At 48.6% G+C, this 12,693-nt stretch carries 10 protein-coding genes; 7 read left to right on the top strand and 3 right to left on the bottom strand.

Annotation, left to right across the window (positions count from 1 at the left end; genetic code table 11):
- Window positions 1-3: 3 nt before the first annotated feature.
- Window positions 4-3,198, bottom strand: a complete 3,195-nt coding sequence (locus T495_RS0112540; RefSeq protein ID WP_051652049.1) for a TonB-dependent receptor — start codon at window positions 3,196-3,198, stop codon at window positions 4-6.
- Window positions 3,199-3,445: 247 nt separating this feature from the next.
- Here T495_RS0112540 and T495_RS0112535 point away from each other — a divergent pair, with 247 nt between their 5' ends.
- The 5 genes from T495_RS0112535 (at window position 3,446) to T495_RS0112515 (ending at window position 11,425) form a co-directional block, all read left to right on the top strand.
- Complete coding sequence (locus T495_RS0112535) at window positions 3,446-7,381, top strand: hybrid sensor histidine kinase/response regulator transcription factor (RefSeq protein ID WP_051652048.1); 3,936 nt, start codon at window positions 3,446-3,448, stop codon at window positions 7,379-7,381.
- A 252-nt stretch (window positions 7,382-7,633) separates the two neighbouring features.
- Window positions 7,634-8,326, top strand: coding sequence for a Rha family transcriptional regulator (locus T495_RS0112530; protein WP_081832123.1), 693 nt, complete (start codon window positions 7,634-7,636; stop codon window positions 8,324-8,326).
- On the top strand, window positions 8,323-8,607 hold the full coding sequence (locus tag T495_RS0112525; protein WP_028903667.1) for a hypothetical protein: 285 nt from the start codon (window positions 8,323-8,325) through the stop codon (window positions 8,605-8,607). Before T495_RS0112530 ends, T495_RS0112525 begins: the two co-directional genes overlap by 4 nt.
- Window positions 8,562-10,961: a BT4734/BF3469 family protein gene (locus T495_RS0112520; protein ID WP_231495107.1), complete on the top strand. Its 2,400-nt coding sequence runs from the start codon at window positions 8,562-8,564 to the stop codon at window positions 10,959-10,961. Before T495_RS0112525 ends, T495_RS0112520 begins: the two co-directional genes overlap by 46 nt.
- A gap of 56 nt (window positions 10,962-11,017) precedes the next feature.
- Window positions 11,018-11,425 (top strand): hypothetical protein, encoded by a 408-nt coding sequence (locus tag T495_RS0112515; protein ID WP_033149023.1) that lies wholly within the window; start codon window positions 11,018-11,020, stop codon window positions 11,423-11,425.
- Between the two features lie 95 nt (window positions 11,426-11,520).
- Here T495_RS0112515 and T495_RS0112510 read toward each other — a convergent pair whose 3' ends face one another.
- A complete protein-coding gene (locus T495_RS0112510) occupies window positions 11,521-11,895 on the bottom strand; it encodes a thioesterase family protein (RefSeq protein WP_033148938.1) in 375 nt (124 codons plus the stop codon).
- Between the two features lie 53 nt (window positions 11,896-11,948).
- Window positions 11,949-12,089 carry a hypothetical protein gene (locus T495_RS16080; RefSeq protein WP_197018844.1) on the bottom strand — a complete coding sequence of 47 codons (141 nt, stop codon included), beginning with the start codon at window positions 12,087-12,089 and terminating at the stop codon, window positions 11,949-11,951.
- A gap of 152 nt (window positions 12,090-12,241) precedes the next feature.
- Here T495_RS16080 and T495_RS0112505 point away from each other — a divergent pair, with 152 nt between their 5' ends.
- Together T495_RS0112505 and T495_RS0112500 are read left to right on the top strand one after the other, a co-directional pair.
- A complete protein-coding gene (locus tag T495_RS0112505) occupies window positions 12,242-12,451 on the top strand; it encodes a DUF4250 domain-containing protein (protein WP_028903663.1) in 210 nt (69 codons plus the stop codon).
- A complete protein-coding gene (locus tag T495_RS0112500; RefSeq protein ID WP_028903662.1) occupies window positions 12,448-12,693 on the top strand; it encodes a hypothetical protein in 246 nt (81 codons plus the stop codon). Before T495_RS0112505 ends, T495_RS0112500 begins: the two co-directional genes overlap by 4 nt.

Here is a 12,693-nt window from a genome sequence, read left to right as displayed (position 1 = left end):
TTATTAGAAATTTAGTTTCACACCTAAGTTATATACTCGCAGAATAGGGTACTTGATATACTGCAGATAACCACCACCCATATTTTCAGGATCGTTAGCCTTGAAGGGCGAGAAGGTGAGCAGATTGGTACCATTAAGATAAATACGGGCACTACTCAAGCTCTTGAACCAACGCGGATGACGGATGGTGTAGCCAATCTCTACATTCTTCAGTCGCAGATACTTGGAATCGTAATCCCACAGGTTTGAGAAACACTGGTTCTGTTTCTCGTTGACAAAGGTGACACGTGGCAACTTGGCATTGGTATTCTCCTCGGTCCAAGTATTATCGGCCACCCACTGGAGGAGAGATGAGTGATACTGCTGACCAAAAGGCTGACGATAAACGCCATCGAGGTTACGTGTAACATTGGTTGCAGCCACCCATAGCATGGTAAAATCAAAGTTCTTATACTCCAGATTGCAATTCAGCGAGAAGGTGTAGTCAGGACGGTCGGTAGTACCTAAGAACATCTGGTCGTACTCTTCCGAAATTATGCCATCGCCATCAATATCCACATACACCGCATCGCCATCTTTCAGATCGTTAACCAGCTGTGTGGGCAAAGGCTGACCGTAAGCCTGCATATACTGTTCCTCGGTAATGCCTTTCTGATAGAAATCGAAGAACAGGTAGCCCTTGCGCTCACCAATGCTATGACCTGTGTAGTAAGTCCAGTCGGGCGACACCTTAGTGTCCTCTGTCAGTCCCAGCTGCTTGCCCATATAGCTATTGGCCTTTACCAGCTTGTCGGCACGCTTAATCTCGGCCTGCTCAATAATCTTATTCTTAGAGTAAGCCATCGATGCCGAAATCTCCAATCGCACATCATCGCTCAGCTTGTCGGCATACTTCAGCGTCACTTCGTAACCATGGTTCTTTACTCTACCGTAGTTAATATACGATGGGCGCAGAGCGGTAGGCGCCTGAATCATAGTCTCGTTGTTAATCAGGATATCCTTACGATCCTCGTAGAAATAATCGAAACCTATGCTGATACGATTATTCCACAGTTTCATGTCGAAACCATAGTTCTGTTTAACAGCTGTTTCCCAGGTAACATCGGGCGATGCCGAAGAATACTCGCGAGCCACATTCAGGAAGCGGGTGTTGGTGGTACCGAAATTGTAACCACCAAAATCGCCAGGATTGTTATAATAGCCATCGGTAATCTTCCAAGCGGCAGGCAGATAAAGGAATCGGTAGCCCTGACAGTTATCGTTACCTACAGTACCAATAGATGCACGCAGCTTAAGGTATGAAATGACAGGCAGCAGAGGCTTCCAGAACTTCTCTTCAGAAATAGTCCAACCAGCCGATGCAGAAGGGAATACACCGTAACGTTTTCCTTTAGCAAAATTCTCCGAGCCATTATAGCCCATATTCAAATCAAGCATATAACGATGGTTGTAATCGTAAGTGGCACGAGCTACCAAACCCACATATCCCTTAGGAATTGAAATGTACATACTGTTCTGACTATCCCAGGGATAATATGATTTTGACTGGTTGTAAAGCAACAGAGCCGACACATTATGCATGCCAAAACTGCGACTGTAATTAAAGCTGGTTTCGAAATACCAGTTACGGTCGGGCCAGCTCGACTCGTTGTAGCCCAAGTTCCAATAGTCGCCCTTACGCTGCAGTGCAATACTGCCATCCTCCTTCACAATAGGCATAAAGCTGGCAGGCTGTCCGGCTGTACGGTCCTTACTATGATAATAGGTAGAGTTATACGAACCCTTAATGCGGAAATCAAGACCACGGGTAAGGAATCCCATATCAAGTTTGTAAATCAGGTCGGCATTCAGCACATTGGTTGTTTGCTGCTGATAACCCTGACCATAGAATGTGCTCAATCCATCGTTGCCGCTTACTGCATCCTCTTCAGATATATAGGTTGGATTGGCCTTTATCCACTTGCCATCCACAATACCTGCACCCGAGAATGGCTGGCAGTCCATCAGGGTGTTAAATAGATTAGACTCGCCACGACCGATAGAACGCTTATTCTCTACACGTCCACCAATGTTTACCGATAGCTGATGCCATTTACCAAGATTCAGATCCAGATTGGCGCGATAGTTATAGCGCTGGTATGAGAAGTTGGATTTAGGATCTTCGCCCAGGTTTTTAAACAAACCATCCTGATCGAGCATACCTAACGATACGAAGTAGCGTGCCACCTTGTTACCGCCCGACACGCTGATGTTGTGCTGACTCTGCAGGGCCACATCGTTCATGGCATAATCAATCCAGTTGATATTAGGATAAAGCAATGGCTGATCCTGCGTTTTGAAGTGGTTGATTACCTCCTCGCTGAAACGGGGATTGCTGCCATCGGTTATGCGTCCGCGATTAAAGGTAGTTGCATATGTATATGAATCAGCAAACTGGATAAAGTTGGTAACCGTTTGCAAACCCCATGAGGTAGAAGCCGACACATGCGTCCTACCCTCTTCGCCTCGCTTAGTGGTTACCAAAATCACACCATTAGCACCACGCACACCATAAACGGCCGTTGCCGAAGCATCCTTCAGTACGGTAATATCAGCCACCTCGTTAGGGTCGATCTGTGTAAAGCTGCGCTCTACACCATCAACCAATATCAATGGGTTCGATCCGTTAAGCGAAGCTTGTCCACGAATAAAGATGTTAGGATCGTCAGCACCAGGCGCACCAGAGTACTGCACCGTTGACAAGCCTGGTAGCTTACCGGCAATGGCGTTACCAAGCGACGGCGTAGGCGATTTTAGCAGCTCATCGCCAGTGACATTGACAATCGAACCTGTTACCGTTACTTTTTTTTGCTGTCCGTAACCGATAACCACCAGTTCCTCGACTACTTTTGAGTCGGGCTCGAGCAGGATACTGAGGTTTTTGCCGCTAACGGCATGCACCTCTTTACTCAGGTAGCCCACAAAAGAAACAACCAGAGTCTTCTGACCCGACAAATCGACAGTGAAGTTACCATCCATGTCGGTGATTGTTCCTGTGGAAGTACCTTTTACCAACACCGAGGCACCTATAAGCGCCTCACCAGTCGATGCATCGGTGACGGTTCCCTTTACCTGACCATTCTGGGCAAAGGAAACCATGGGCAGGATTGCGAACAATCCCGTGATGCACCACAAATAGAAACCGTTTTTAATTTTCATTAAGTTGTTATTAAATATTAGGATATTAGTAATTCGCTGGCAAAAGTAGTCATTCTGCGGGTTTTCGACAGACTCGTTTGGTTCGAACAACATCCCTTTTGTGCCGAGGAAACATTTGGGAAGTAAAATAACACAAACAGGAAGTTGCCTGTTCTTTTTTCGTTTCTCAACCGTAATTATTTGCCTAAACTTATCTCTCGAATCAGAAAAAAAAGTATCTTTGCAACAAATAAATAAAACAATCGAAATGAAGAAACTGATTCTTTTACTACTCATTGGTTCAATACAGCTACATGCATTTGGCATCAACCAACTGATGTTTCATAAGATAGATGTAAGATCGGGGCTCTCCGACAATTACGTCAAAAGCATCATCCGGGATAAATACGGATTTATGTGGATGGCCACCAGCAATGGCATCGACAGATACGATGGCTACCAGCTTAAGAAATATACCGTAACCCAACTGGGCAGCTATAATAACGACACCAATTATATCATAGAGGATGCCGAAGGCACCATTTGGGTAAGAACGATACAGAAACTATACACCTACGACAGGTGCTTAGACAAAATCGCCGATGATGCCACCCAAAAACTATCTGCACTTGGCATCAAAGAGCCTATCAAAGAGATTATGACCGATGATGCACAGAATTTGTGGACCATATCCACCAAATATCTGTATCGCTACGACTTCAAGAAACAAGAACTCACCACCATCCCACACCAGTTTGGCGATAACATACTCAGCCTGACTGCCAGGGGAAACCAAGCCTATATCCTAACCAATGATGGCAGGTTTTATCAAGTCGATATCTTGCAGCATTGCCTGAATTACGTCAGTCAGATAAAACTATCCACCAACTTATGGCACCAAGTATATTTAGACTCCAGAGGCGCACTGTGGTTCTATACGGCCCATTCGGCTTCAGATGAACTACGCTGTTATATCAACGCCACCAAAGAGTGGAAAGACATACCCTCGCTGCATCTGCTGAAAAACGTGATTCTTACCACACTCACCGACGACGAAAAAGGAAGGATATGGATAGGCACAGAAAATGAGGGCATCTATCTGCTAAATGCCCACAGCCAGGAATTACAACAGATAACACGCAACGAAGAATATCCGTTCACACTGCCAAGCAACCATATCAGTTGCTTTTATCGCGACGCCCAAAACCTGATGTGGATCGGAACCAGCAAACGCGGTGCGGCTTTTACCGACCTTTCGCCACATGTATTCGACTTAACCCCGCTAAAGAACAACGAGGATGTGAGTTGTGTGTCAGAAGACAAACAAGGTAATATCTGGGTGGGATTTGATGGCAACGGAATCGTATGCCTATCCCCCAACGGCACGAAGACCGTTTACAACAAGAAAAACGCCCTGCTGAATAATAATCTGGTTACCTGCTCATTAATCGACCATAATGGCCATCTATGGGTAGGCACCTATGGCGACGGCGTGTTTTGCTTCGACGGTCACCGATTCGCCAAAAAGCAATATCACAACCAGATTAATAAACGCGCTGTGTATATGCGATGCATGGCCGAAGACGAACAGAACAATCTCTGGTTTGGCACCATCAACAATGGTTTGATTTGTCTCAGACAAGACGGGAGCGACAGCTGGATAACGATGGACAACTCTGACTTGAGAACCACCAGCATAACTGCGCTACACTGTGACAGAAAGCGCAAACTGTACATTGGCACAAGCACAGGATTCTATATCTATCAAACCGACCTGCGAAAATTCTTAAAACCAACGCCTTGTATCCAGCAACTGACCAACGAATTTGTAACAACTCTTGACAAAGATAAACACGGTCTGGTGTGGATAGGTACACGCACCGGCATTCGCATCTACGACGAGAAAAATGACACTCTCTACTCACTCACCGAAAACGAAGGCTTATCCAACAACTACGTCAGAGCCATCATCGCTGATAACAAACAAAACATCTGGGCAAGCACCGACCACGGACTAACTTATATCCGGACATCGAAAAAGGCAAACGCACCCTACGAATTTGTTTGCACGCCTTTTTACGACGAAGACGGACTTGAAAACGCCACATTTAATAATGATGCCACATGCCTGACCACAGACGGATGCTGCGTGATAGGTTATACCGATGGTTTACTGCGCATCGGCAGCCAGCAGCAAATCACCAACTATCTGCAGGCTCACATCGTGTTCACCAATCTGGCTGTAAATAATAAGAATATCGTTCCTGGCGACGAGAGTGGTATCCTTCAGCGCAATCTGCAGTTGCAGGAGTCCATCTGCCTGAACTACAGCCAAAACAGTTTTTCCATCGACGTTTCGGCCATGAATTACGGCAAAAAACACAAACTGCATTACATGTACCGACTGAAAGAGGTTGGCGGACCGTGGACACTGCTACCAGGCAATCGCATCAGCTTCAATGCCATCACTCCAGGCTCATATACCCTCGAGGTTTGCGCTTCAGATATGGGTGGCTGGACCAGCGAGCCGTCTGTAATAAAAATTCGCATACAACCACCATTCTGGAGGTCATGGTATGCCTATCTGCTGTACCTTTTACTCATCATGGCGGGCATCTATTTCTATATTCAGTGGCTCAAGCGCAAACATCAGGCCACTCTGGCTTTGCAAAAGCTGGAGATGGAACTCGAACAACAGCAGCAGATGGAGGATAAGAAAATGCAATTCTTCACCAACATCAGTCACGACCTGAAAACGCCCTTGTCGCTCATCATCACCCCACTTGAGAAATTACTCTCAGGCAATCTGGAGAAGAGTATCCGGGTTGAGCTCGATCTGGTTTGGCGAAACGCACGCATGCTGATGGACGAGGTTGTACAGCTGCTTGATATCCGCAAACTGGATGCTGGCAACGAAGAAATACACCCTGCACATGGCGACCTTATCATATTTGTACGCAAAATCTGCGAGCAATTCAGATTCTATGCCGAAAGCCGCGGCATTCAGATGAATTTCAAAATCAATGCCTCTCATCTTGAAATGGATTTCGATCAGGCCAAAATGCGACGCATCGTTATGAATCTGCTATCCAATGCCTTCAAATACAACACCACTAAGGGGCGTGTAGATATCCTCATCGAGCGCGATGGCCCCATGGCACGCATCGAAGTAGCCGACACCGGCATTGGCATCAAGGATAAAGACAAACCTCATATCTTCGACCGGTTCTTTCAAGGCGATAACCACACCGACTACGTTGGCAGCGGCGTAGGATTACATATCGTGAAGGAATATGTAACCATGCATCACGGCCAAATACAGGTAGCCGACAACCACCCCAAAGGTTCGGTTTTTATCGTAACCATCCCCATCCAAATATCTCTGTCGGCATCTGGAACTGCCAGTGCTATCAGCAACGACAGCAACACCAAAAAGGCCATAGAAGACACAGGCAACAAATCGGTTCTGGTAGTTGAAGACAACCACGATTTCTGCCAGTTCCTGGAACGATGCCTGACCGACCAGTACAACGTTTTCACAGCATCAAATGGCGTTGAAGCCCTACAGATACTGTCCGAAAACGACATTCATATTGTTATCAGCGATATCATGATGCCCGAAATGGATGGCTTGGAGCTTTGCCATCACATCAAAAACGACATCAACCTATCGCACATACCTGTCATTCTGCTCACTGCAAAATCAACCGAAGACAATATTATCACCGGGTTGAGAGATGGAGCCGACGACTATATCACCAAACCTTTCAATCTTAACATACTCAAGTTACGCATCGAGAAAATGATAAAATGGACCGACAATAATCATCGTGAATTTATCAAACGCGACATTGCGCCAAGTGAAATCACAGTCAGTTCGCTCGACGAGCAGTTGATCACAAAAGCCATTCAGGTGGTTGAGGATAACATGAGCAATTCAGATTTCTCGGTTGAGGATTTCAGCGCTGCTGTAGGCATGACGCGCAGCCATCTATACAAGAAACTGATGGCCATAACCGGAAAGTCGCCGTTGGAATTCATTCGCATCATCCGAATCAAGCGAGGTCGTTCACTATTGGAACAAGGACGTACCAATATCTCTGAAGTTGCATACACTATAGGTTTTTCTCCCAAGCAGTTCAGCAAATACTTCAAAGAAGAATATGGCTGTCTGCCATCAGAATTTCTGCTTCAATCCAACTAATCGCATTTCAATTCAGTCCAATTAGCTTCTCCCGATTGGGGGGAGCTAATTTTTTTTGTTTTTTCTGATACGGCGATAAACACAAGCATCACACATCGATTCTACATCCCAACCAACTGGCTGGCGCAAAAATAATTTTGGCAGTTGGATAGTTGGACTCTACTTTTGCAACCGCAATCCAATCAACAACGATTGCGCGATCTTTGACATGCTGAAACAGGCCACATTAATAACAACTAAAATGTATTTATTATGAAACAGAATCATTCATTAAAAACGCCGATGGATGCGCAACGCATCACATCGCGCGAAATCGCAAACATTACAGGTAAACTTCACAAGGTGGTGCTGAAAGCCATCCGCGAAATGGAGCCTGCCTGGGAAAAGGAATGTGGGCACAAATTTGTGCTGACATCCGAGGTGATCAACATGCCGCAAGGCGGCATACGACTCATCCCGGTATTTTCGCTCACCAAGACCGAGAGCCTGTTTGTGGCCACCAAGTTTAGCGACGAGGCGCGCGCCCGTCTGGTGCTGCGCTGGCAACAGCTGGAGTTTCAGCAGGCCATCGACGATCACCTGGCGCACGAACCGCAGCCGCCACTGCTGCTCGAAACCGAGCACGACATCATGCAGCGCTGCGACGAAATCCGCCACGAGCAGATAGCCACCCAGAACGCTCCAGCCGACGGCTGTCTGACCACCACCGAGCTGGCCGAACTGGCCGAGATGACATTCACGCAGATGGCACGCTTACTGGTGAAAAAGGGACTGCTGGTGTTCCGCGGACGCCACTACCATCTGGCCGAGGCCTATGAAGGCACCGGACTGGCCCGCGAGCGCATACATCAGTATTACACGCTGCGCGGCGACATGCGAAAGTGTACCTATCCCGTCTGGACCCGACTGGGTTGCCAGAAGATCTTTGAACTACTTGCATTATGACACTGGAGTATTTAGAAATCACTGAAGACATGAAGAAGTGGAAGAAACAACGTAAACGACAGGTGGCCACCGTGCCACCTGCCCCACCCGACGGCAAACCGCTGCTTAACCAGCAGCGCCTGAAGGTGCTATACGAACAGAACTCACGCCTCGTAACCGTCTATCAACGGTTCGAGGTAAACTCTCTCAAGGAATTACGACAGGAATTATATCGACAAACAAGTGAAATAGACAAATGTTTTGTTATCAACAACAACTTACTGACTCGCGAACGCGACTGATTACACCCGAGCTGTTCTGGGCCTACTGCCGCGCGCCACGTACAGCCAGACTGGTGAACGAAGCCCGCCAGGCACGCCTGAATGGCGACGAGAAGACCTACAACCTGAAGAAGAAGCAGTTAGCGCTGATGATCTTCGTGGGCACCTTCGAGGAGTGGGAGCGCGAAATAGAGAACAAGCGCACAGGCAAGAAGCGAAAGGAAACGGCCATGTGGCGCAGTCAGAGTCACGTACACCTGAACGGACTGGTAGTGGCCGACTACGACCATCTGGAGGGCGACGTGCGTCAGATCTGGACTGAGGCCTACCAGCGCCTCTCGCCCGAAGACCAAGCCCGCATCGTGCTGGTTTACATCACCCCATCAGGCCAAGGCCTGAAGCCGGTGTTCACCGCCGATCCTGCCATCGGCAACCTCATCGACAACCAGATCGACTTTTCGCGCAAGCTGGGCCTATCCCTCGATGAGTCGTGCAAGGACGGCAGCCGAGGCGCCTTCATGACCACTGCCGACGACATTATTTACATTAACGAAGAAAAACTGTTTACCTATGAAGATGAAACATTTTCTGCGCGATTTGACCCTCTATATCGAAACGGTCAGTCGCAGGCTACGAAAGAGAATAATATAGGTACGAATGACAAGGCTGATTCTGCTGCTGAAAAAGTCCTAAAGTCATGTAGTCCGTTGCAAGAAACCTATAACGGCACGCCGGTATCGGAGATCATCGACAAGTATCTGGAGGGCGTGAACCTATCCAACAACCGTCACAACACACTGGTTGATCTGGCCAGCAAGCTGCGCTATATCGTGGGCCGGAACGCCAAGAAAATCACCGAAGTAGTGCTGACACTGCCCTGGGTGCAGGAACTGGCACGCGATGGCGAAGATGTGGAAGGCACGGTACGATCGGTGATGGACTTCAAGTTCTACGAGCACATGCCGGTAAAACTGAAAAAAGCCATTACCCCAGCCGAACAACAGGCTGACATCTACTCCCAGTTGCCACTGGATAAATGGGCTGCCGAACTGCTCGAGATGTCCCAGTACTACCCCTGCCTGAAAGAACTGTTTGTTAACCTACATCCACATAAACTGCCCGCCGTACTCTTCTCGTCGGGCGCTCTCTTCGGCACGCTGATGACCCGTGCATGGTACCACTTCTGGTTCGACCCCAAGATCATGCGCCGACTCAACTACTGCATCTTCATCATCGGCGATCCCGGTGCAGGCAAGCACATGATCGAGGAGTTCTACAAGCAGATAGCCGACCCTATCATACAGGCCGACCAGTGTATGACCGACGCCCTGAACCGCTATAAGGAAAGCCGCACCGAGCGCACCACCAGCACCAAGGCACAGAAAGCCGAGGCACTGAAGAAGCCCGAGGTAGGCATACGCATCCACCCAGCCCGCACCGCCACTGGCGAGTTTATCCGCCACATGCTGGCAGCCAGGGAGATCATTCAGGGAGTGCCGCTACAGCTGCATATGTTCTCGTTCGACTCCGAGCTCGACAACGTGAACAAGAACAACAAAGGCGGCGACTGGAAGGACCGTGAGATTATGGAGCTCAAGGCCTTTCACAACGAGGAAGACGGACAGATGTATGCCAACCAGGAGAGCATCAGCGGCATGTTCAACGTGTACTGGAACTTCATCTACACCGGCACCCCTTATGCCCTGCATCGCAAGGTGAACCAGCGCAACTTCGGTACCGGTATGAGCAGTCGCCTGGCTGTCATCCCCCTGCCCGACCGCGGCAAAGCCAAGCGTCATCAGGAGGTGATTGAGGGTACCGACGACACGCTGAAGATGTGGGCCTACCGACTGGACAAGGTAGCAGGCGAGCTACCCATCGAACCGCTGAACGACGAGACCTACGAGTGGCAGACGGAGCACATGGACATTGCCGAGTTCAACAACGACAAGGCCGACCGCATGTTGCTGAAACGCATCCCCTACTACGGCATAGGCATCAGCCTGCCCTTTATCCTGATGCGCCATTGGCAGGAGTGGGACCAGAACCGCACGCTATCGATGGACGACATCGATCGCCGATTCTGCCGTCTGGTGATGGAGATACAATATCGCAGCCAGCAGTTCTTCTTCGGCGAGATGGCATTCCACTACTTTGCCGACCAGGACAAGGAGTTTGTGGTTCGTCGCCGCACCACCCGTTACGACGAGTGCTATCGCCAGTTGCCCGAGCAGTTCAAGGCCAAACACGTCATCGAGGTATTCGGCTGTTCGCAACCCACCGCCTCGCGTAACATCAGTCGTCTAAAGGCCGACGGCATCATCGAAGACATCGGCAACCACACCTACCGCAAGCTCCTCCCAGAGCTCCCCTAATGTTCTGCTCGCTTTTCAAAAAAAGTTCAATGTTCAATATTCAATGTTCAATGATTATGTCTCGAGGAATCAGAAATTGTAATCCACTTAACATCCGTCGCTCAGCCGACCAGTGGAAGGGTCTCAGCGCCCAGCAGACCGACGCAGCGTTCTGCCAGTTCAAACAGATGGAGTATGGATGGCGTGCAGCCCTGGTGCTACTCACGCGTACCTACTACCGCAAGTACCGCCTTTACACTATCCGTAAGATAGTAGAGAAATGGGCACCACCTACCGAGAACAACACCAAGGCCTATATCAAGAATGTAGCCGCCACCACCGGCATAGGTCCCGACGACGATCTGGGCGATCCGCAGCAGCACCCCGCCAACTGGCTACTCCTGGCCGCCGCCATGGCCATCCAGGAAAACGGTCCCAACTGTCGCGACCCCATCTCCCTCCTCCGCGCCTGGCGCCTCCTCTAACCCAAGCAGGCTGGTATCCCCAATCCGGATATCAGCCTGCTTTTTTATTAAAGAAACTATTCATTTATTCACATGTACAGGAAGGGAAATATCACTTAACCGAGTTTCGACAGGAAGCGCTCTCTATCCACCATGAAGCGCAGGTGGGTGCCCTCGCCTATCAGCACATCGCCGGCATAGGCCGCAACCTTGAACTCTATCTTCCTGCCATCCACCTTCACCACCTCGGCTGTAGCCGTAATCTTATCGCCTACTTTCGAGGGTTTCAGGTGCGATGATGCGATATGGCCGCCAACGGTGGTACTGCCCTCGGGCAGCTCACCAGCCACTGCCAGCATGGCTGCATTCTCCATCAACGCCATCATGGCTGGCGTGGCCAACACGGGCATATCGCCCGAACCCATCTTCACGGCAGTAACGGCGTCGGTTACTACTAACTTACTGGTATGTTTCAATCCAATTTCTATCATCTTCTTATGCTATTTATTAATATTTGTGCAAAGCATGACGCTTATAACTTAAATCAATCGTTAATATAGGATTTCGTCGTCATATCATAATACAGTGCCTCCAGTTCCTGGAGGGTCAGCTTCTCCACAGAGTGCTCGATGATGCGGATCAGCTCGTCGCGACGGAAATCGTCAGTCTGATTAAATCTATTCATGTATGCCATCACTATCTGAAATCGTTAAAATTCAACTTATGTTAATTGTGAGGGCAAAATTACGAATTTATTCTTAAAAATGACTACCTTTGCCGTAGCTTTTAATATGTTTTGTGATATAAGATGAGGTATAATGCCTTTACATTTGTTATATGGACTACCTACCCAAAGACCCTGCTATACTGGTTTCGAGCGTGAATATGCTCCTGAGAGACGAGGAATTTGACACGCTGGAATCATTGTGCTACAACTTCGGGACAGAGCCGGAGGATATCAAGAATTACCTGTTAGGCCACGGATTCGTGTACAGCGAGCCACAACGGCAGTTCCGCCCGATAGGATATGATGAAGAAAGAAGATGATAACCAAAGACAGTATCGAGACCGCCTATAGTTTTCTGCATCAGAAGCAGAGAATATATGTTCATTCCACGCTCGACTGGCAGAAGGATGACATAGAGATGGCTATTTCCGACTATGCCAACGACATGAGTCAGGAGCTGTATCATGCCATCAGTAACGGCAGAGCTGACTTCCTTCGAGACCACAAGCGGTTCAAGGAAGACATCACCAAGGCCGTGGAGATACTTGAGAAAATGCTATAA

Source organism: Prevotella sp. P6B1, assembly GCF_000702825.1.
Taxonomy (GTDB): domain Bacteria; phylum Bacteroidota; class Bacteroidia; order Bacteroidales; family Bacteroidaceae; genus Prevotella.
The sequence above is the reverse complement of the archived record's forward strand: the minus strand, read 5'-3'. Positions and strand labels throughout refer to the sequence as shown.

Coding starts and splice junctions, on each gene's coding strand:
- T495_RS0112510 (WP_033148938.1), bottom strand. CDS start 11,895: ATGATAGAAATTGGATTGAAACATACCAGTAAGTTAGTAGTAACCGAC.
- T495_RS0112525 (WP_028903667.1), top strand. CDS start 8,323: ATGACACTGGAGTATTTAGAAATCACTGAAGACATGAAGAAGTGGAAG.
- T495_RS0112520 (WP_231495107.1), top strand. CDS start 8,562: ATGTTTTGTTATCAACAACAACTTACTGACTCGCGAACGCGACTGATT.
- T495_RS0112540 (WP_051652049.1), bottom strand. CDS start 3,198: ATGAAAATTAAAAACGGTTTCTATTTGTGGTGCATCACGGGATTGTTC.
- T495_RS16080 (WP_197018844.1), bottom strand. CDS start 12,089: ATGAATAGATTTAATCAGACTGACGATTTCCGTCGCGACGAGCTGATC.
- T495_RS0112535 (WP_051652048.1), top strand. CDS start 3,446: ATGAAGAAACTGATTCTTTTACTACTCATTGGTTCAATACAGCTACAT.
- T495_RS0112530 (WP_081832123.1), top strand. CDS start 7,634: ATGAAACAGAATCATTCATTAAAAACGCCGATGGATGCGCAACGCATC.
- T495_RS0112515 (WP_033149023.1), top strand. CDS start 11,018: ATGTCTCGAGGAATCAGAAATTGTAATCCACTTAACATCCGTCGCTCA.
- T495_RS0112500 (WP_028903662.1), top strand. CDS start 12,448: ATGATAACCAAAGACAGTATCGAGACCGCCTATAGTTTTCTGCATCAG.
- T495_RS0112505 (WP_028903663.1), top strand. CDS start 12,242: ATGGACTACCTACCCAAAGACCCTGCTATACTGGTTTCGAGCGTGAAT.